This window comes from Robiginitalea marina (assembly GCF_024006985.1).
Lineage (GTDB): Bacteria > Bacteroidota > Bacteroidia > Flavobacteriales > Flavobacteriaceae > Robiginitalea > Robiginitalea marina.
The window spans coordinates 67,548-86,704 of record NZ_JAMXIB010000002.1; the positions used below are offsets into that span (position 1 = coordinate 67,548).

Genomic DNA, 19,157 nt, shown 5'->3' on the forward strand with positions numbered 1-19,157 from the left:
CACTACCCGCAAGCGCCCTTCCCATAGCCGGCAGACCTTTGGCCTACCCCAGCCCATCGACGGAAATTACTGCCTGGTCGTGGACCCTCAGGGTCAGCAACCCGGAAAGGATCATGGCCACTCCCCCAACAATCAGGGCATACACGGGCTGGTTCCCGAAGAACTGGTTTACGATAAACCCAAGCAGGGTGGCGGCTACCATCTGGGGGATGACGATAAAGAAATTAAACACCCCCATATAATATCCCATTTTTTTAGGTGGGAGGGCACCGGCCAGCATGGCATAGGGAACAGAAAGGATGCTCGCCCAGGCAATGCCCACCCCTACCATGGAAAGCAGCAACCAGTCGGGGTCTGTAATAAAATAGACTGAAATAAGTCCGAGGCCTCCCAGGGTAAGGGCCAGGAGGTGGGTAATTTTCCTGCTGGTCATTTTCGCCAGCACAGGGAGGAGGAAGGCGACCAGGGCTGCCACGCCATTGTATACCCCGAAGAGTACCGTTACCCAGTCGGCCCCGTCATTATAAAGGGCACTGGTAGTATCGCGGGTGCCGTAAACATGGCCGGTGACAGCCTGGGTGGTATAGATCCACATCGAAAAAAGGGCAAACCAGGAAAAGAACTGCACCCAGGCGAGCTGTTTCATGGTCCCCGGCATGTAAAGGAGGTCGGTCATGATAATGACAAAGCCATTGCGGCCGACTTTCCGGCGTACCGCCGAGGCTGCCAGGAACAGGATCCCGACAATCAGGAAACCGACGGTGAGTACATAGAGCTCTTTCTGCAGGCCATAATAATAGGGCAGCAGGGTAGCCCCCCCTCCCAGGAGGACCATGGCCACCCCGTAATTCCGGAGTTTCCGGATCCGAAGTTCGTTTTCCCCTGCCGTAAGTTCCGGGGGTACCGTCGCCTGGTGGTCTTCAAAGGCTTCCAGTTCTGCCGGGCTGTATTCCCTGGAACGGAAAACCGTCCATAATACGGCGAGCAAGAAGACCACGGCCCCCATATAGAAAGACCACTTGACCGAGTCAGGAATCACCCCCTCGGGGGCGGTATTGCTGATCCCCAGCCAGTTCGTGAAAACATAGGGCATAACAGACCCCACCACGGCCCCAATGCCGATGAAAAAACTCTGCATGGCAAAACCCAGGGTTCGTTGTTCGGAAGGGAGGTTATCGCCCACAAAGGCCCGGAAAGGTTCCATGGAGATGTTGATGGAAGCATCCATGATCCACAGCATCCCGGCAGCCACCCACAGGGAAGGGGAATTCGGCATGATGCACAGGGCAAGGGAAGCCAGCACTGCGCCTACCAGGAAGTAGGGCCTACGCCTCCCCAGGCGCGTCCAGGTGCGATCCGAAAAATACCCGATAATGGGTTGGACCACCAACCCGGTAACGGGGGCCGCGATCCATAGGATGGGGATGCTTTCCACCTCGGCCCCGAGGGTTTCGAAGATCCGGGAGGTATTGGCATTTTGCAGGGCAAATCCAAACTGTATGCCCAGGAAACCGAAACTCATGTTCCAGATTTCCCAGAAACTCAGGGTGCGTTTTTTCATAGTGGTCAGGTGCGGTCGCAGTATTTTCAGTAGGCACGGAATCGACTCCGGAATAAATATAGTATTTTTCCCTTCAGAAGGAGCACAATGCCGGTTGACGGGCGTTATCCTCCCAAACAGGATGGTAACGCCTTCATCATCAGGCGATTTATTATGTAATTATATTTTTGGAACGCTTTTTGCCACACTACAGGAAACGGGGCCGGAGCCCTGATTATCAACTAAAATCTAACCCTTATGAAAAAATCTGTATTGCTTTCAGCCCTGTTCCTCGCCCTTACCACCCTCTCGTGTGAAGGCCCTACCGGACCTCCGGGCCCTCCCGGCTTCGATGGCCAGGACGGCCTTGACGGGGTGAATATCCTGGGGCAGATTTACGAGATTACCGGCGATTTCACCCCTGCCAACAACTACTCCCTCTTCTCGGTATTTTCTGAAGATGCCCCATCCGTGGAAGTCTTCGAAACGGATGTGGTTTTGGTCTACATCCTCTGGGAACAGTTTGACGACCCCACCGGCCCGATCGATGTATGGAGGCTCCTTCCCCAGACCAGGGTGCTCAACCAGGGGATCCTGCAGTATAATTACGACCACACCTTCCTGGATGTCTCCATTTTCCTGGAGGCCGATTTTGACCTGGGTACCCTGCTGCCGGGGGATACGGATAACCAGACCTTCCGCATCGCCATATTGCCGGCCGATGGCGCCGGGCTGGATACCAGCAACATGTCGGAAGTGCTCAATTTCCTGAATGTGAAGGAAGGGAATATCCCACGATTCCAACTGGATTAATTCCCCCTGCCAAATACCGCAAATGCCCTGCCCGCTGCAGGGCATTTTTTATGAATCCCCTATCTTTGAAACCCGGGGGGTCAAGCTCCCCGGCCAAAAAAAATATGCGCTATGAAAAAAAAACTTTTGTTTCTCGCCATTGGCCTGATGCTGGGCTGCCAGGGCCAATCTCAAAAAGCCCCTGACCCTTCCGGGGAGGGCACCTCCTACCCCGTATCCAAAACCGACGCCGAGTGGCGGGAATCCCTCACCGAACTTGAATATTATGTACTCCGGAAAGCCGGCACTGAAAGACCCGGAACCAGCGACCTGCTCAAAAACAAACAAAAAGGGACTTACGTCTGTGCAGGCTGCGGCCACCCCCTTTTCCGGAGCGAACACAAATTCGATTCCGGTACCGGATGGCCCAGCTTTGACCGGGAGATCGAAGGGAATGTGGCCTACAGCGTGGATTACGAAATCGGGTACAAACGGACCGAGGAACACTGCGCCCGCTGCGGGGGGCACCTGGGGCATGTTTTTGACGACGGGCCGGGGGAAACCACCGGGATGCGTCACTGCATCAACGGGGCAGCCCTGGATTTTGTCCCTGAAAATTAACGGCTTGGCCCAGGTGGGAAACCGCCGGGTACCCCATGGGGTCTAAACGACCCGATGGGGGCTTTGCTTTCAATTCGGTTTTGTACCTTTGGCAGGCAATTTTTCAAGAAACCAACACCAGCATGAATACTTTTGACGTCATTGTTTTAGGGAGTGGCCCGGGGGGATATGTAACTGCGATCCGCGCCTCGCAACTGGGCCTGAAAACCGCTATTGTAGAAAAAGAAAGCCTGGGAGGGGTTTGCCTGAACTGGGGTTGTATCCCTACCAAGGCCCTGCTGAAGTCGGCCCAGGTGTTCAATTACCTGCAGCATGCTGAAGAATATGGCCTGAAGGTCAAAGAAGCCGACAAGGATTTCGATGCGGTGGTTGCGCGCAGCCGACAGGTAGCCGACGGGATGAGCAAAGGGGTGCAGTTCCTGATGAAAAAGAACAAAATTGAGGTCTTACAGGGCCATGGGACCCTGTTGCCCGGGAAAAAAGTAACCGTCCGGGGGGAAGATGGGAAGGAAACCACCTATGGGGCTTCCCACATCATTATTGCCACCGGGGCACGCAGCCGCGAGCTGCCCAACCTGCCGCAGGACGGTGAAAAAGTGATTGGCTACCGCAAGGCCATGACCCTGGAAAAACAACCCGAAAAAATGATCGTGGTGGGCAGCGGGGCCATAGGCGTGGAGTTCGCCTATTTCTACAATGCCATGGGCACGGAGGTAACCGTTGTGGAATACCTGCCAAATATCGTCCCGGTGGAAGACGAAGAAGTCTCCAAACAACTGGAGCGAAGCTTCAAGAAGTCGGGAATTAAAATCATGACCTCATCCGAGGTGACGAAGGTGGATACCAGCGGCAAAGGCGTCAGGGCCACCGTCAAAACCCCGAAAGGCGAAGAAATCCTGGAGGCCGATATCCTCCTTTCCGCCGTAGGCATCAAAACCAATATTGAAAATATCGGCCTGGAAGCGGTGGGCATTGCCACGGACCGCGACAAAATCGTAGTGAACGATTTCTACCAGACCAACATCCCGGGGTACTACGCCATCGGGGATGTAACCCCGGGCCCTGCCCTGGCCCACGTGGCCTCAGCTGAAGGCATCCTCTGCGTGGAGAAGATCGCCGGGATGCATGTGGAGCCCCTCGATTACGGGAACATCCCCGGGTGCACCTATTGCTCCCCTGAAGTGGCCTCGGTTGGGCTTACCGAAAAGCAGGCCCGTGATAAAGGCTATGAGATCAAGGTGGGGAAATTCCCCTTTTCCGCCAGCGGGAAGGCCAAGGCATCGGGGCATGCCGACGGGTTTGTGAAGGTGATTTTCGATGCCCGCTATGGCGAGTGGCTGGGTTGCCACATGATTGGGGCCGGGGTAACCGATATGATCGCGGAAGCCGTGGTTGCCCGAAAGCTCGAAACCACCGGCCATGAAATCCTCAAGGCGGTACACCCCCACCCTACCATGAGCGAAGCGGTGATGGAAGCTGTGGCGGCGGCATATGACGAGGTGATCCACCTTTAATGTTCCTCAATCCAAAAAAATAAACGATCGTGCTAAAGACTTTTCGATGGGTGGCCCTTGCAGAGGGGGTTTCGTACCTGCTCCTTTTTGCCCTGAGCATGCCCCTGAAATACTGGGCCGGCCTTCGGGAGCCGAATATTTACATCGGGTATGCGCATGGCGCCCTGTTTATAGCCTATATAGTGCTGGCCACCTTCCTCTGGCGGGAGCGCAACTGGAGCAATAAGGTGTACCTCTACCTTATTCTGGCGTCCCTGCTCCCCTTTGCCACTTTCTACCTGGAATCACGGCTGCTGAAGCCGATGGAGGCCTAAAGAAAACTCTGGACGGCCAACGCGTATCCCTTCAGGCCAAAACCGAAGATAACCCCACGGGCCCCTGCGGAAATATGCGATTCGTGACGGAAGGGCTCTCGGGTGGCAAGGTTGGAAATATGGACCTCCACCACAGGGGTTTCAATAGCCTTTACCGCATCGCCGATACCCACCGAGGTGTGGGTGTATGCAGCCGCATTCAGGATGATCCCGTCATAGGAAAAGCCGGCATCCTGGAGCTTATCGATCAGCTCCCCTTCGATGTTCGACTGGAAATACTCCAGTTCCACTTCCGGGAAGCGCGATTGCAATTGGCTGAAAAAGGCTTCAAAAGACTGGCCCCCATAGATTTCGGGCTCCCGCTTTCCCAGCAGGTTCAGGTTCGGCCCGTTGATAATCAGTAGTTTCATAAGCTTCTGCGGGAGGGCGCTACAGGCCGACCCCTTGGGCTAAGGTACAAAGTTCGGAGCATATACCCACCTGTAGGGCAGCCCCGGATCGGTGTGACCGGGTTACCGTAAAAAAAAAGCGGAGGGGTTACCTCCGCTTTTCATATTTATGGGCACCCCTGGGGTGAACCTAGAAGGAATACATAAAGCCCAGCCCAATAGTAGACCAGGTTCCTCCATCGAGGCTGATTCCGGTGTACGAAAGGTTGAGTTCCATGCTTTCGTTCAGGCCATACCCGACCATAGGACGGTAATAGAAGCCCCCGTCATTGCCATCGCTGATGCCAATGGCGTAGCCGAGGTCGGCGCCAACCCTGAATTTATCAGTGGCGTGGAAACGTCCGGCAGCAGCGATCGGGAGGAATTGTACATCGTCCACCTCAAAGCTTCCAAAGCCAGGCACTTCGATTTCCTTTCCAAAGGCATTGGTAAACCCGGCAGCAATACCAGCATCAAAAGAATCTGATACACTCCACAGGTAATTCACATCGAGGCCAATGCTGAAACCGGAGACATCGGAGGCATCCCCTGTGGGGATCGCCAGGTTGATTCCGGCCCTGAAGCCTTCCTGGGCCTGAAGGGCCAGTCCTGAAACCATCAAAAATGCAATAAACAGTACTTTTTTCATACTCGTTGTTTTTTAGTGAGAATTGGATTATCGGTAAAGAACGACAAAACTGGCATTTTGTTTCATGCTGGCCATTTTTTTTTCTCCCGGGTTCGCGCTGGACAGGGGCACTTCAAATCCCTATCTTTACCTGGTGAACTGGAAACAGGCCCTTACGGACTATACCCATTACCTCCGGCTGGAACGCGGGCTGGCCAGGAATTCCATAGCCAGTTACCGGCAGGATGTACAAAAACTGGCAGCGTTCCTGGAAGGGGAACGGGAAGGGGTGCCGCCCCTGAAAACACAACGGGAAGACCTGGAAGCCTTTATCCACACGGTTGGGGAAACCCTGCAGGCCCGGTCCCAGGCCCGTATCCTTTCAGGGTTGAGGGGGTTTTTCGATTACCTGGTTTTTGAGAATTACCGGGAAGACAACCCTATGGAGCTCATAGAATCCCCAAAATTGGGCCGGAAACTTCCCGATACCCTGAGCGTGGAGGAAATCGACCTGATCATTGGGGCCATCGACCGGTCTACCCCGGAAGGGGAACGCAACCACGCCATCCTGGAAACCCTTTACGGGTGTGGCCTGCGCGTATCCGAACTCCTTGGCCTTCGCCTGAGCGACCTTTTTTTCGAAGAAGGGTTCATCAAAGTGACCGGCAAGGGCAACAAGCAGCGCTTCGTGCCGGTAAGCCCTGCCACCCAGAAATACCTCCGGCTGTATATGCTCGAGGTCCGTCCCCATTTCAGGCCGGGGAAAGGCTATGAGGACCTGTTGTTCCTAAACCGCCGGGGCAAAGGGCTTTCGCGGAACATGGTCTTTACCATCGTGCAGCGCCTGACCGCGGAGGCGGGGCTGCGCAAAAAAGTTAGTCCGCATACCTTTCGGCATTCCTTTGCGACACACCTGCTCAAAAACGGGGCCGATATCCGGGCCATCCAGCAAATGCTCGGCCACGAAAGCATCACCACCACCGAGGTCTACATGCACCTCGACCGACAGCACCTCTCGGAGGTGGTAAATGCCTTCCACCCCAGGCGTGAAGGGGACGCCACTACCCCCTGAAGGAACCCTTGGCAGATAGCCCGGTTATCGTATCTTTAGGAAACAAAACATTTGCTCCGATGAAGTATACACTTATGCTCCTGCTCGCGGCTTCCCTCTGGGGGGTCCGGGCACAGGAAGATGCCCTCAGGGCCTTAGATCTTAAATCCGAAGCCTACGGAAAAATCGCCCTTCAAATCTGGGAATGGGCCGAAATGGGATACCAGGAGGTCCAAAGCTCGGCCCTGCTGCAAAAGACCCTTGCCGATGCCGGCTTTCGCATCGAAGCCGGGGTGGCGGGAATCCCCACGGCATTTGTAGCAGAATACGGAAGTGGTTCCCCGGTTATTGGCATCCTGGGGGAATTTGACGCCCTCCCCGGGCTTTCCCAGCAGGCCACTCCTGAGAAGCTTTCCGCCGGGGGGGAGGCCGGGCATGCCTGCGGGCACCATTTGTTTGGCACGGCCTCGGCCGCTGCAGCCATTGCCGCAAAGGACTGGCTCGCCCGGGGCGGGCAGCAGGGTACCATCCGTTTTTACGGGTGCCCCGCGGAAGAAGGGGGGTCCGGAAAAGTGTATATGACCCGGGCCGGCCTCTTCGACGACCTTGATGTGGCCCTGCACTGGCACCCCGGGGACCGCAACGATGCGAGCGCCAGCGCTTCCCTGGCCAACAAATCGGCTAAATTCCGGTTCCACGGGGTTTCCGCCCATGCCGCCGGAGCCCCGGAAAAAGGGCGTTCTGCCCTGGACGGGGTGGAAGCCATGAACGCCATGGTGAACCTGATGCGCGAACACATCCCCGAAAAAGCCAGGATACACTATGTGATTACCGACGGGGGAAAAGCCCCCAACGTGGTGCCCGATTTTGCCGAAGTATATTATTACGCCCGCCACAACAGCCGGGAAGTGGTCATCGACATCTTCGACCGGATCGTCAAAGCGGCCGAAGGGGCGGCCCTGGGGACCGGCACGACCATGGACTACGAGATGATCGGGGGCACCTATGAACTCCTCCCCAATGTGCGCCTGCAACAGGTGATGCACAAAAACCTGGAAGCCGTGGGCGGAGTTGCCTACACCCCTGAGGAAATGCGTTTCGCGGAACAAATTGCCAAAAGCCTTGGCTCAGGGGGCCTCCAGGCGGATATGGCCCGCGGCGTCCAGCCCTTTAAAACCGAAAGCCAGGCCTACGGCTCCACCGATGTAGGGGACGTAAGCTTTGCAGTGCCCACCGCCGGGCTGAGGATAGCGACCTGGGTGCCGGGGACCCCTGCCCACAGCTGGCAGGCCGTGGCGGCCGGGGGTACCTCCATTGGCCTGAAAGGCATGATGGTGGCCGCAAAGACCCTGGCCGCCACCGCCATCGACCTTTTTAAGGATCCGAAGGCCCTGGCCGAGGGCCGGGCCGAATTCCTGGAGCGCAGGGGCGCCGATTTCAAATACATCCCCCTTTTAGGGGACCGACCCCCGGCCCTCGATTACCGGGAATAAGACAGCGGATTGTGGACAATATCAAAAACCGCTTCCCCTGGGGAGGCGGTTTCCCTGTTTTTATCACCTTGCTGTAACAAACAAGGCATTGCGCCTACTTATGGATCAGATCAACCCAACCCCGTGAATACCGAGCTGGAGCACCAATTTGTGACCGAACTGGAGAGCAATCAGAATATTGTTCACAAGGTGTGCAGCCTGTATACCGACAACCGGGAAGCCCATAACGACCTGTTCCAGGAGATCGCCATCCAGCTTTGGAAGGCGTATCCCCGGTTCCGTGGGGACTCCAAGTTCAGTACCTGGATGTACCGGGTGGCCCTCAATACGGCCATAACCCTTTACCGGAAGTCGCGTAAACAGCCCCATACCCAGGATTACGACTCTGTGATTTATAAAATCCGCGCCGAGGAGTACGACCCTACCGTGGAGGAGCAATTAAAACTCATGTACAGCGCCATACGGCAGCTGGGCGATATTGACAAAGCACTGGTTTTCCTTTACCTGGAAGACCGGAATTACAGCGAGATCGCTGAAACCCTGGGTATCTCCGAAGTGAATGCCCGGGTGAAGATGAACCGGATCAAAACCAAACTCAGGACCATCCTGAACCCTTAGCCATGATAGATGAACTTGAATTACTGAAGGAAGACTGGCGAAAAAGGGAGGAACACCTCCCGAGGCTTTCCTATGACCAGATTTATAAGATGATCTGGAAAAAATCCTCGTCCCTGGTCCGATGGATCTTCTACATCAGCATTATCGAATTCCTCCTCCCGCACCTGCTTTACCTGATCCCTTCCTTCCGGGACGGGTCGAGCTACGATATCGCCAGGAGCCTGGGCATCAACCAATGGCTCATTGCCCTTACTGCGGTGCAGTACCTGGTGGCGCTATTCTTTATCCTGCAGTTTTATAAGCGATACCGGGAAATTTCTGCCCTGGACGATGCGCGTAAACTCATGAATCGGATCATCCGAACCCGCAGGACGGTCAAAAACTATGTGATTGTAAGCCTCAGCCTCATCCTGCTGGTCTTCGCGGTATTTGTTACGGGCATGTACCTGGATGACAACCTTGCGGCCTCCCTGGGCGTTACCCCCGGGCCGGGCCGGGTATCCCCCGGGGAACTGAAATGGATCATGATTGGGGTCATGGCAGCCGCTGGCATCTTCTTTACCGCCCTGATGGGGGGGATCTACTTCCTGCTCTACGGTTTGCTTACCCGGAAACTGTTCCGCAACTACCAGGAATTAAAGCGGATGGAAGCCTAGTCGCGCGATGGCCTCCATCGCCGTTCTTTGTTGGATTCCTCATAGGCCATGAGTTCTTCCATGGGGATTACCTTCAGGAAGGAGGGGTGCTGCTCGATGGCATATTCGAGCTTCTCCATGATTTCCCCGACGGTGTCGTTCTCGTAGTCGATATCCAGGGGTTCCTTGATCACCATATGCTGCAGGATCCCCTTCTTTTTGATGAAAAGGCCTTTTTTGTCAAACGACCGTCGGAAGCCGTCGATGACCACGGGTACCACCACGGGTTTGTAAGTTTTAATGATATGCGCGGTCCCCTTCCTCAGGGGTTTCCACGGGGTGGTGGTCCCTTGGGGGAACGTTATGACCCATCCGTCCCCGAGGGCCCTGCCTATATTGCTGATATCGCTGAATTTTACCTGCCTTTTGACCTCCTGACCGCCGGCGCGCCAGGTACGCTCAATGCTGATGGACCCCACATAGGCCAGAATCCGGGTCAACAGGCTTTTGCTCATGGTCTCCCGGGCCGCCACATAATAGATATTGAGTTTCGGGTTCCACAGGTAGCCGATATTCTTGATGGAATCGTCGCGCCCGCTCAGGCTGGCATTGAAGACGTGGAACATGGCCACCACGTCGGCGAAATACGTTTGGTGGTTGCTTACAAAAAGCACATTATTGTCGGGAAGGGAACGGATAACGTCGGACCCTTCGATCTCCAGTTTGTTAAACCCCTTGTAGCGCTGGTGGGTCAGCAGCCCCAGGATGCGGATCAGCCATTTCTTGATGAAAAGATAATGGCCGAAAGGATTTTTTTTGAATACCCCCATGCCTGCAAAACTACGAAATTAGGTTCAGAAGAATTCCCTCAAAAGGGTTTTGATCTCATTAAGCATCATGGCGGTCGCCCCCCATACGATCTGGCCCTGCAACTCGAAGGCTGGCACCTCAATGTCGTGGGCATAGGAAGTGGTAAGCCTTCGGGTGACCAGGCGTGCATCGTCGAGGATTTCGGCCAGTGGAACTTCCAGCAGGCCTGCCACTTCCGATTGCTGCCGCCGGAAGGACGGGGTCTGGCCGCAATAGCCCATAAAGGGGCTCACCTCGAAATTGCTCGGCGGGATAAACACGCGTGAAAGGGGGCGGATTGGGCGCACCAGGCCCGGGGGCACCCCTACCTCTTCCTGGGTTTCCCGCAGGGCGGTATCCCACAGGTCCCGGTCTCCCCCTTCCTGCTGCCCGCCGGGGAAGGCAATCTGCCCGGAGTGTACCCCGGGGTAAGCATTTCGGATAATGAACAAAAGCCTGGTTTGCCGGTCTGCCCCGGGGTAGAACAGGGCCATCACCCCCGCCCGCCGGAAGTTTTCACGCCGGTTATACGCCTCCCGAAGCTCTGCGATACGAAGTTCAGGTGCCATCTGCAGATGGGATGTTTCCCCCGGTAGGGGAAGTTTTTTTATTTTTGGGACCTGACCCGAAAAATCCTCGAATTCCATGTTGAAACGTATCGCCCTGTTCAGCCTCCTCCTGCTTGCCGGAGGGATATTGGGTTGCGGGGAGCAAAGTAAAGAAAAACCCAACAAAGAACCCGCTGCCCCCCAGGCCTCCGATTCTTTGGAAACTGCAGCGGGGACCCGTTCCGAAAAATCAGAAAAAGAAGCGGAGGAGCCCTTCGTGCTGACGGAGGAAAATGCCATCGATTTTTTCTTTGACTACCAGAAAAACCTCAAAGCCAACCGCGTACGCCTGACCACCAGCCTCGGGAGCTTTACCATTGCCCTGCACGACAACGTTCCCTACCACAAGGCCAACTTCATCTACCTCACCCGCAAGGGGTATTTTGACAACACCATGTTCCACCGGGTGGTCCGCGGCTTTATCATACAGGGTGGGAATGCCGACAACAGGGAAACGGCCCGGAAGCGGACCGAAATCGGGAGGTACCTGCTTCCCCCCGACACGCGCAAAGGCTACCGGCACCACCGGGGCACGGTCTCCATGCCGTCAAGCGAGATCAACAACCCGCACATGCTGGCCTCTCCCTATGAATTCTTCATCGTGGTGACTGACCCGGGCTCCTACCACCTCGACGGGGACTATACCCCCTTCGGCAAGGTGGTCGAAGGGATGGACGTGGTGGACCGCATTAATCAGGTGCCCGTGGACGACGGGGACTGGCCCAGCCAGAATGTATACATCCTCAAGGCCGAGGTTCTGGACTAAGCTGCCAGGTTCAAAGGCGCTTCCGGTAAATATCGGGCAGGGCGATCCCATAGCGGACCGCAAGCAGTCGGGTCCCGATAACCAGACCGGCCCCGCACAGGTAGGCATAGGCTGGCGGCAGCGGGGTTTTCAGCAACAGGAAATAGCCGATTCCCCCCAGGATGCAGGCCGTGGCATAGATCTCCTTTCGAAAGATAACCGGGATTTCATTGCAGAGGATATCCCTGAGCACCCCGCCAAAACTGGCCGTAATGGTCCCCAGGGCGATACAGATGAGCGGTTGCAGGCCGGCCTCCATCCCCTTCTCGATCCCGACCATGGTGTAGAGGCCAATGCCGATGGTATCGAACAAAAACAGGGAGGTCCTCAGGTATTTCAGCCGGCTTTGGAAGACTACGGCCACCATCACGGAACCCAGGATCACGTACATATACACCAGGGTGGTGGTCCAGTTCACCGGCAGGTTCCCGATGAGCAAATCCCTGAGGGTGCCCCCGCCCAGGGCGGTCACCAGGGCAATGATGCCAACCCCGAACAGGTCGAGGCGCTTTTCCATGGCTACCAGGACTCCCGAAATGGCGAAAGCCACCGTGCCCAGGATATCGACTGTGAAATAAAGCTGTTCCATGTAACCTGCAAGTTCGGGCCAAAGATATCCCTTTGCTCCATTATCCCACGATACGGGTTTCGAATTTTGGCCTGGGTGGCCACTTCAGGCCCCAGGTTCGGGTGAATCTTCGTACCTTTTCACGAGTCTTAACCCATGCCACAACCGCCTTCCCATGAAACACCCTGTACTCGTTTTGCTCTTCCTGCTGCCGGCGCTGCTCGCCGGACAGGAATCCCTTAAGGTGAATGCCGAAAGGCTGAACCAAACCCTCGGACAGCTCGCCGAATTCGGCCGCGATGCGCAGGGCCGGCCCAACCGGGTCGCCTTCAGCGACGGCGACCTCGAAGCCCGTGCCTACGTGGTGGGGCTTATGGAAGAGGCCGGGCTGCAGACCTCCATAGACGCGGCCGGGAATATCATCGGGCGACGTCCCGGACGCAACCCCGACCTGAAACCCATCGCCTTTGGCTCCCATATCGATATGGTGCCCCTGGGGGGAAATTATGACGGGTGCGTGGGGTCCATGTCCGCCATTGAAGTGGCCCGCACCCTGGAAGAAAGCGGCACCCGGACCCGGCATCCGCTGGAGGTAATCATTTTTACCGATGAAGAAGGCGGGTTAACAGGAAGCAGCGCCCTGGCCGGTGTGCTCAGGCCCAGCGCCCTCGGGGTGGTCAACAGTACCGGGTATTCCATTGGGGAGGGCATACAGCGCCTGGGAGGGGACACCACCCGCCTTAAGGAAGTGATCCGGCCAGAAGGCAGCCTGGCGGCCTTCCTGGAGCTGCACATCGAACAAGGGGGCCTCCTGGAACGGAAAGGCCTGGATATCGGGGTTGTAGAAGGCATTGTGGGCCTGCGGTGGTGGGACGTGACCATCAGCGGCATGGCCAACCACGCCGGGACCACCCCCATGCGGATGCGGCAGGACGCTTTGCTGGCGGCCTCCCGGTTTATCCAGGCCGTGAATGAAGAGGCCCTGGCCATGGAAGGGGGGCAGGTGGCCACGGTAGGACGGATTGACGCCTATCCCGGTGCCCCAAACGTCATCCCCGGAAAGGTACTCCTCAGCCTTGAAATCCGCGACCTCTCCGATGCAGTAATCGACACCCTTTTTGATCGCATCCAGGGCCGGGCCGATTCCATTGCGGAAAGCTCAGGAACACAGTTCGCCTTTACCCGGCCCTATTCCGGGAAGCCGGCCCTTACGGCCCCCTGGATACAGGAAGAGATCAGGCGGGCGGCAACCGACCTGGGGCTTAGCCACCAGCAGATGCCCAGCGGGGCGGGTCACGATGCCCAGGACATGGCGCTGATCTGCCCCGTGGGGATGATCTTTATCCCCAGCCGGGGAGGGATCAGCCATTCCCCGGAGGAATATTCCTCCCCTGAAGATATCGCCAATGGGGCGAATGTGCTGCTGAAAAGCCTGTTGCAACTCGACGCAACATTGGCAGAATAGCCCGGCAAGACTTTTAAATACGCTTAACGAAACAATTCTAATAAGTTTTATCCCAATGAAAATTCTGATCAACCTCTTACTCGCCCTGCTTTTTATGGTGGGGGCATATGCCCAAACCATTACGGGTTTCAGCCCCGGTGAAGCCCAAAAGCAACTCGTGCTGGAATCCCGTTTTGACGCCCAGTTATCCACAGACAACCTGGATGCCTGGATGGAGAAAATGGCCGCCCGCCCACATTGGGTAGGCACCGAAGCTGGAGCCGATTTGGCCCGCTGGATGCGTGGTCAGTTTGAATCCTGGGGTTATGAGGCACGCATTGAAACCTATCAGGTGCTCTTCCCCTACCCTAAAATCCGCCTGCTCGAGCTCACTGAACCCACGCCATTTAAAGCCGCACTAACGGCCGTTCCGGTGGAGGGGGATCCGTATACCCGCCAGGGCGATGCCCTGCTGCCTTCCTACAATGCGTTTTCCAGAGATGGGGATGTGGAGGCTGAGCTCGTCTACGTGAATTATGGGGTTCCAAAGGATTATGAGGAACTGGAAAAACTCGGGATCGATGTTAAGGGGAAGATTGTCATCGCAAAATACTACGGTTCCTGGAGGGGTATCAAGCCAAAGCTCGCCGCTGAGAAGGGGGCTATTGGCTGTATCATTTATTCGGATCCCAAAGACGACGGCTATTACCAGGGGGATGTCTACCCCAAAGGGGCCTTCAAGAATGCGACAGGCGTACAGCGGGGGTCCGTAATGGATATGCCGCTATACCCAGGAGACGTCCTAACCCCTGGGTACGCGGCCACAGCCGATGCCAAACGATTAGATAGGGAAGAAGCCCCCACCATCACCAGAATACCTGTATTGCCCATTTCCTATGCGGATGCAGAACCCCTGCTGGAAGCGCTTAAGGGACCTGTTGCCCCGGACTCCTGGAAGGGGGCCCTGCCCATTACCTACCATATTGGGCCCGGGCCCGCCAAGGTCCGTTTAAAACTGGAATTCGAATGGAAGCTCCAACCGGCCCATAACGTGATCGCAATTCTGGAGGGTTCTGAATACCCTGACCAGTGGGTTATGCGCGGCAACCACCACGACGCCTGGGTTCACGGCGCGGCCGACCCGGTCAGTGGGATGGTCGCCCTGATGGAAGAAGCCCGGGCCGTTGGCGTGCTGGCCAAAAAAGGGCAGCGGCCGAAAAGGACCCTGGTCTATTGCGCCTGGGACGCGGAGGAACCCGGGCTGATCGGTTCCACGGAATGGGTGGAAGACCATCTGGAAGAATTACAGCAGAAGGCGGTTGCCTACATCAATACGGATGGCAATGGACGCGGCTTTCTGGAAGCCGGGGGGTCCCACTCCCTGCAGACCATGGTTTCTGAAGTGGCTGCCTCCGTCCCCGACCCCCAAACAGGGGTGTCGGTAAAGGAGCGCCAGGCCGCGCGGAACCTAACCAATGGTGGGGATGGGGCTTTTGCCTTAGATGCGCTGGGTTCCGGATCGGACTATACGCCCTTTATCCAGCATGCCGGGATTGCCTCCCTGAACCTTGGGTTTGGCGGGGAGAGTGCGGGAGGCGAATACCACACCATTTACGATACCTATACCCATTACAAACGTTTTAAGGATCCTGACATGAGCTATGGGGTGGCCCTGGCTCGGACTGCCGGGCGCATCACGCTCCGACTGGCCAATGCAGAAGTCCTGCCCCTGGATTTTGGCCCCTGGCACCAAACCCTTTCAAACTACCTGAAGGAGGTGATGAAAACCTCAGAATCGATGCGGGAAGATATGCTGAAACACAACAAGCTCATTGACAAAAAGGCCTACCTCCTTTCGGCCGACCCCACGAAGCCCCGGGTCACCCCAACCAAAAAGAATGAGGTGCCCTACCTGGATTTCTCCCCCTTACAGAATGCTCTTGCAACCCTTCAAAATGAAGTGGATGCTTTGGCAGCTAAGGATTTGGAAAGTTTATCTAAACCCGGAAAAGATGCCCTTAATGTACTGCTGATGCAGGCAGAACAACAGATGATTTCGGAGGAAGGGTTACCGCGGAGGCCTTGGTACCGGCATCAGATCTATGCCCCTGGCTTCTATACCGGCTATGGGGTTAAGACTCTTCCCGGGGTACGCGAGGCAATCGAACAGGAAAACTGGGAGGAAGCCCGGCAGCAAATCGGAAAGCTGGCCGGCACCCTGGAACGGATGCGGGCCTACCTGATAAAGATCAATGCCTCGATTCCCTGAGACGGTTCCTTCAACGGCATCTCCCGGTTGAAGCGCCAGGAAGGTTACCTAAAAAAGGATCTTCCTCCCCCCTGCAGGCATGAAACAATTCCGAAATCTGGAAATACGGGGCAACGTGTAACATTGGATTCCCTAAGGCGTCCTTAAGCAGGGCGCAAGGCGGTGCGGGTATGGGAGGCTGATCGCAGGATGTCCCTTAAGAGCTGATCGGAGGGTGTCCCTTATGGGTAACCGGATATGTTGGCTAACCTAAAAAAAACTTCATGTCATGAAACGCAAAGTCAATGTATTTTGGATTGCTGCCCTGGGGGCAGCCCTGATCATTTTGTGGAACATCCCGGAACAGACCCGGGAACTTCCCAAGCGGGAAAAAGCGTCCATTGGCGCCATAAAATGCACGGTGGCCAAATTCCTGCTGGGGCCCGTGGACAGTACCCGTCAGATCGCCCCCCTCTTCGAAAACCTGGGGACCTATACCTTTGGGGTTTCCACGGCAGATGTCCGTTCGCAGGCATTTTTTGACCAGGGAATCAAGCTAACCTTCGCCTTTAACCATGCCGAAGCCCACCGCTCCTTTCTGGAAAGCGCCAGGCTCGACCCGAAGAATGCCATGGCATACTGGGGCCAGGCCTATGCCCTGGGACCCAATATCAATGATCCCCTTCCGGACGAGGATCGAAAGGAAAAGGCCTGGGAAGCCCTGCAAAAGGCCAATGCCGCCCTACAGGGAGCAAGTCCTCTGGAACGGTCGCTGATCGGGGCCCTCAATGCACGGTATAGCGATGTATGGTCAACGGATCAGTCCAGGCTTAATGGGGCATATCTGGAAGCCATGCGGTCCGTACGGGAGCAGTATCCCAATAATCCGGATGTGCTCACCCTTTTTGCGGCAGCGGCCATGAACACCATGCCATGGAACTACTGGGACGCGGATGGAAAACCCATGCCCAATACCACAGAGGCAAAAGAAGCCCTGGAAAAGGCCATTTCCCTGGACCCTAAACATCCGGGTGGGCACCACTACTACATCCATCTGGTGGAGCTCCCACAGCCTGACCTGGGTGTCCCGAGTGCCGGGGTCCTGGAGGACCTCATGCCGGCGGCAGGACACCTGGTGCACATGCCCTCCCATATTTATATCCGGGTTGGTCGGTATAAGGATGCCGTGCGCGTGAACGAACTGGCAATAGCAGCGGATGAAGATTATATTTCACAGTGCTTTTCCCAGGGCCTGTACCCCCTGGGGTACTACCCTCACAACATCCATTTCCTGTGGTCGGCCTCGAGCCTGATCGGGGAAAGCAGCACCGCCCTGGCCGCGGCAAAGAAAACGGCTGAGAAAGTTCCCGTAGGTGAAATGGAAACCCTCCATTTCCTCCAGGATTTTGCCTCCACCCCTTTGCTGGCCTACACGCGCTTTGGGAAATGGAACGATATCCTGACGTACCCGGCCCCTGCTTCCGGCATAAAGCACCTGAGGCTGATGCGGCATTATGCCCGGGGCCTGGCTTTCGTCCGCAAGAAGAACCCGGTGGAAGCGAGGGAGGAGTTGGAGGCCATTGATGCCATGCTTGGGGATCCCGAAATGGATTCTATCGTGGCCACTGCCCAGAACCCGTCTAGTAAAATCGGGCGGATCGCCTTCGAGGTGGTTGCCGGCGAACTGGCCCATCTGGAGGGCCGGGCAGAGGAAGTCGTGTCCCACCTGACGCGGGCCGTGGAATACGAAGATGCCCTGACCTACACCGAGCCGTCGGCCTGGCACATCCCGCCAAGGCAAAACTTAGGGGCCGTGCTTATGGACCTGGGACGATACGAAGCCGCTGAAAAAGTATACCGGGAAGACCTGGAAAAGTTGCGAAACAACGGGTGGTCCCTGTATGGGCTCTACCGGGCCCTGGAAGCGCAGGGCCGAATGGGGGAAGCCGGAGCGGTGAAAAAGGAATTCGACCAGGTGTGGCGTTATGCCGACATTGCCATTGAGCGGTCGGTTTTCTGAACGGTGCGGATTTAAAGCTTTACCCCCGATAGTTCCAGCCGGGCGACTTCAAATTCATGCACCAGGTTCCTTACGATTTCAGCAGCCGGGAGAATCTCGTGGATGATGGCAGACACCTGCCCTATCTCGAGTTCCCCTTGGTCCAGGTCGCCTTCGAACATACCCTTTTTCGCCCGCGCCCGCCCGAGCAGCTCCCGGAGTTGTTCGGGCGTCGCACAGCGGGCATAAGCCTCCTCCACCTCCTGGTAAAACTTGTTTTTCAACAGGCGCACCGGGGCAAGTTCCTTCAGGGTCAGCCGGGTATCCCCCTCCCCTGCCTCTACCACCTTCTGTTTAAACGCCGGATGGGAGGAGGCCTCCTCGCTGGCCACGAACCGGCTGCCCACCTGTACGCCATCGGCCCCAAGGACCATGGCGGCCAGCATGGCACGCCCGGTGGCGATGCCCCCCGCCGCGATCAGGGGTAAGGACAATTGTTCCCTTACGGCCGGGATAAGGGTAAGGGTCGTGGTCTCGTCCCGCCCGTTATGCCCCCCGGCCTCGAAACCCTCTGCGACCACCGCATCGACCCCGGCCTCCTCAGCCTTCAGGGCAAACTTAACGCTGCTTACCACATGGACCACGGTAATCCCGCGTTCCTTAAGGTAGGTGGTCCAGGTTTTGGGGTTGCCGGCAGAAGTAAATACGATCTTCACGCCTTCCTCCACCAGTATTTGCATCAGCTCCTCTACCTGGGGGTAAAGCATGGGCACATTCACCCCAAAAGGAAGGGAAGTGGCCTTTTGACATTTCCGGATATGTTCCCTCAGGACCTCCGGGTACATGCTGCCGGCCCCGATCAGGCCCAGCCCCCCGGCATTGGATACGGCAGAAGCAAGGCGCCAGCCGCTGGCCCAGATCATCCCCGCCTGTATGATCGGGTAGCGGATTTCAAAAAGATCGGTAATACGGTTCTTCATGGCCTTTTTATTTACATTTCCA

General features: G+C 56.5%; 19 protein-coding genes. 12 read left to right on the forward strand and 7 right to left on the reverse strand.

Annotated features, from left to right (window positions below; genetic code table 11):
• Positions 1-43: 43 nt before the first annotated feature.
• Positions 44-1,561, reverse strand: a complete 1,518-nt coding sequence (locus NG653_RS03085) for an MFS transporter (protein WP_252740202.1) — start codon at positions 1,559-1,561, stop codon at positions 44-46.
• A 237-nt stretch (positions 1,562-1,798) separates the two neighbouring features.
• On the opposite strand from NG653_RS03085, the gene NG653_RS03090 reads away from it, so the two are divergent.
• The 4 genes from NG653_RS03090 to NG653_RS03105 all read left to right on the forward strand — a co-directional run bounded on the left by NG653_RS03090 (position 1,799) and on the right by NG653_RS03105 (position 4,781).
• Entirely contained in the window at positions 1,799-2,353 is a 555-nt protein-coding gene (locus NG653_RS03090) for a collagen-like protein (RefSeq protein WP_252740203.1), read from the forward strand.
• A 111-nt stretch (positions 2,354-2,464) separates the two neighbouring features.
• Positions 2,465-2,953, forward strand: a complete 489-nt coding sequence (gene msrB / locus NG653_RS03095; protein WP_252740204.1) for a peptide-methionine (R)-S-oxide reductase MsrB — start codon at positions 2,465-2,467, stop codon at positions 2,951-2,953.
• A gap of 122 nt (positions 2,954-3,075) precedes the next feature.
• A complete protein-coding gene (lpdA, locus tag NG653_RS03100) occupies positions 3,076-4,467 on the forward strand; it encodes a dihydrolipoyl dehydrogenase (RefSeq protein ID WP_252740205.1) in 1,392 nt (463 codons plus the stop codon).
• 29 nt (positions 4,468-4,496) lie between these two features.
• Positions 4,497-4,781, forward strand: a complete 285-nt coding sequence (locus NG653_RS03105; RefSeq protein ID WP_252740206.1) for a DUF3817 domain-containing protein — start codon at positions 4,497-4,499, stop codon at positions 4,779-4,781.
• Here the strand turns inward: NG653_RS03105 and aroQ are convergent.
• Complete coding sequence (gene aroQ / locus NG653_RS03110; RefSeq protein WP_252740207.1) at positions 4,778-5,191, reverse strand: type II 3-dehydroquinate dehydratase; 414 nt, start codon at positions 5,189-5,191, stop codon at positions 4,778-4,780. The two genes, NG653_RS03105 and aroQ, sit on opposite strands and share 4 nt — an antisense overlap.
• Before the next feature lie 169 nt (positions 5,192-5,360).
• Positions 5,361-5,858, reverse strand: coding sequence for an outer membrane beta-barrel protein (locus NG653_RS03115; RefSeq protein ID WP_252740208.1), 498 nt, complete (start codon positions 5,856-5,858; stop codon positions 5,361-5,363).
• Positions 5,859-5,991: 133 nt separating this feature from the next.
• Between NG653_RS03115 and xerD the strand changes: the two genes are divergently transcribed.
• From xerD to NG653_RS03135, 4 genes are all read left to right on the forward strand, one after another.
• Positions 5,992-6,909: a site-specific tyrosine recombinase XerD gene (xerD, locus tag NG653_RS03120; protein WP_252740515.1), complete on the forward strand. Its 918-nt coding sequence runs from the start codon at positions 5,992-5,994 to the stop codon at positions 6,907-6,909.
• A gap of 59 nt (positions 6,910-6,968) precedes the next feature.
• A complete protein-coding gene (locus NG653_RS03125; protein ID WP_252740209.1) occupies positions 6,969-8,381 on the forward strand; it encodes an amidohydrolase in 1,413 nt (470 codons plus the stop codon).
• 123 nt (positions 8,382-8,504) lie between these two features.
• Complete coding sequence (locus NG653_RS03130) at positions 8,505-8,999, forward strand: RNA polymerase sigma factor (RefSeq protein WP_252740210.1); 495 nt, start codon at positions 8,505-8,507, stop codon at positions 8,997-8,999.
• Positions 9,000-9,001: 2 nt separating this feature from the next.
• Positions 9,002-9,655, forward strand: coding sequence for a DUF8845 family protein (locus NG653_RS03135; protein WP_252740211.1), 654 nt, complete (start codon positions 9,002-9,004; stop codon positions 9,653-9,655).
• Here NG653_RS03135 and NG653_RS03140 read toward each other — a convergent pair.
• Entirely contained in the window at positions 9,652-10,464 is an 813-nt protein-coding gene (locus NG653_RS03140; RefSeq protein ID WP_252740212.1) for a lysophospholipid acyltransferase family protein, read from the reverse strand. The two genes, NG653_RS03135 and NG653_RS03140, sit on opposite strands and share 4 nt — an antisense overlap.
• 24 nt (positions 10,465-10,488) lie before the next feature.
• The gene (locus NG653_RS03145; RefSeq protein WP_370281065.1) at positions 10,489-11,052 is read right to left on the reverse strand and encodes an NUDIX hydrolase; all 564 of its coding nucleotides are present in this window, start codon (positions 11,050-11,052) and stop codon (positions 10,489-10,491) included.
• 76 nt (positions 11,053-11,128) lie between these two features.
• On the opposite strand from NG653_RS03145, the gene NG653_RS03150 reads away from it, so the two are divergent.
• Positions 11,129-11,857, forward strand: a complete 729-nt coding sequence (locus NG653_RS03150; protein WP_252740214.1) for a peptidylprolyl isomerase — start codon at positions 11,129-11,131, stop codon at positions 11,855-11,857.
• A 10-nt stretch (positions 11,858-11,867) separates the two neighbouring features.
• On the opposite strand, the gene NG653_RS03155 is transcribed toward NG653_RS03150, so the two are convergent.
• Entirely contained in the window at positions 11,868-12,485 is a 618-nt protein-coding gene (locus NG653_RS03155; RefSeq protein WP_252740215.1) for a trimeric intracellular cation channel family protein, read from the reverse strand.
• A 154-nt stretch (positions 12,486-12,639) separates the two neighbouring features.
• Between NG653_RS03155 and NG653_RS03160 the strand changes: the two genes are divergently transcribed.
• The 3 genes from NG653_RS03160 (at position 12,640) to NG653_RS03170 (ending at position 18,176) form a co-directional block, all read left to right on the forward strand.
• Positions 12,640-13,929 (forward strand): Zn-dependent hydrolase, encoded by a 1,290-nt coding sequence (locus NG653_RS03160; RefSeq protein ID WP_252740216.1) that lies wholly within the window; start codon positions 12,640-12,642, stop codon positions 13,927-13,929.
• Positions 13,930-13,984: 55 nt separating this feature from the next.
• Positions 13,985-16,177 carry a M28 family metallopeptidase gene (locus tag NG653_RS03165; RefSeq protein WP_252740217.1) on the forward strand — a complete coding sequence of 731 codons (2,193 nt, stop codon included), beginning with the start codon at positions 13,985-13,987 and terminating at the stop codon, positions 16,175-16,177.
• Between the two features lie 268 nt (positions 16,178-16,445).
• The gene (locus tag NG653_RS03170) at positions 16,446-18,176 is read left to right on the forward strand and encodes a tetratricopeptide repeat protein (RefSeq protein ID WP_252740218.1); all 1,731 of its coding nucleotides are present in this window, start codon (positions 16,446-16,448) and stop codon (positions 18,174-18,176) included.
• An 11-nt stretch (positions 18,177-18,187) separates the two neighbouring features.
• On the opposite strand, the gene NG653_RS03175 is transcribed toward NG653_RS03170, so the two are convergent.
• Positions 18,188-19,135 (reverse strand): NAD(P)H-dependent flavin oxidoreductase, encoded by a 948-nt coding sequence (locus NG653_RS03175; protein WP_252740219.1) that lies wholly within the window; start codon positions 19,133-19,135, stop codon positions 18,188-18,190.
• Positions 19,136-19,157: the final 22 nt, after the last annotated feature.

Bases quoted from the DNA above. Each gene is read 5' to 3' on its own strand.
- NG653_RS03140 (WP_252740212.1), bottom strand. From the start codon at position 10,464: ATGGGGGTATTCAAAAAAAATCCTTTCGGCCATTATCTTTTCATCAAG.
- NG653_RS03165 (WP_252740217.1), top strand. From the start codon at position 13,985: ATGAAAATTCTGATCAACCTCTTACTCGCCCTGCTTTTTATGGTGGGG.
- NG653_RS03160 (WP_252740216.1), top strand. From the start codon at position 12,640: ATGAAACACCCTGTACTCGTTTTGCTCTTCCTGCTGCCGGCGCTGCTC.
- NG653_RS03155 (WP_252740215.1), bottom strand. From the start codon at position 12,485: ATGGAACAGCTTTATTTCACAGTCGATATCCTGGGCACGGTGGCTTTC.
- aroQ (WP_252740207.1), bottom strand. From the start codon at position 5,191: ATGAAACTACTGATTATCAACGGGCCGAACCTGAACCTGCTGGGAAAG.
- NG653_RS03145 (WP_370281065.1), bottom strand. From the start codon at position 11,052: ATGGCACCTGAACTTCGTATCGCAGAGCTTCGGGAGGCGTATAACCGG.
- NG653_RS03150 (WP_252740214.1), top strand. From the start codon at position 11,129: ATGTTGAAACGTATCGCCCTGTTCAGCCTCCTCCTGCTTGCCGGAGGG.
- NG653_RS03135 (WP_252740211.1), top strand. From the start codon at position 9,002: ATGATAGATGAACTTGAATTACTGAAGGAAGACTGGCGAAAAAGGGAG.
- NG653_RS03175 (WP_252740219.1), bottom strand. From the start codon at position 19,135: ATGAAGAACCGTATTACCGATCTTTTTGAAATCCGCTACCCGATCATA.
- NG653_RS03085 (WP_252740202.1), bottom strand. From the start codon at position 1,561: ATGAAAAAACGCACCCTGAGTTTCTGGGAAATCTGGAACATGAGTTTC.
- NG653_RS03170 (WP_252740218.1), top strand. From the start codon at position 16,446: ATGAAACGCAAAGTCAATGTATTTTGGATTGCTGCCCTGGGGGCAGCC.
- msrB (WP_252740204.1), top strand. From the start codon at position 2,465: ATGAAAAAAAAACTTTTGTTTCTCGCCATTGGCCTGATGCTGGGCTGC.
- NG653_RS03115 (WP_252740208.1), bottom strand. From the start codon at position 5,858: ATGAAAAAAGTACTGTTTATTGCATTTTTGATGGTTTCAGGACTGGCC.
- lpdA (WP_252740205.1), top strand. From the start codon at position 3,076: ATGAATACTTTTGACGTCATTGTTTTAGGGAGTGGCCCGGGGGGATAT.
- NG653_RS03090 (WP_252740203.1), top strand. From the start codon at position 1,799: ATGAAAAAATCTGTATTGCTTTCAGCCCTGTTCCTCGCCCTTACCACC.
- NG653_RS03125 (WP_252740209.1), top strand. From the start codon at position 6,969: ATGAAGTATACACTTATGCTCCTGCTCGCGGCTTCCCTCTGGGGGGTC.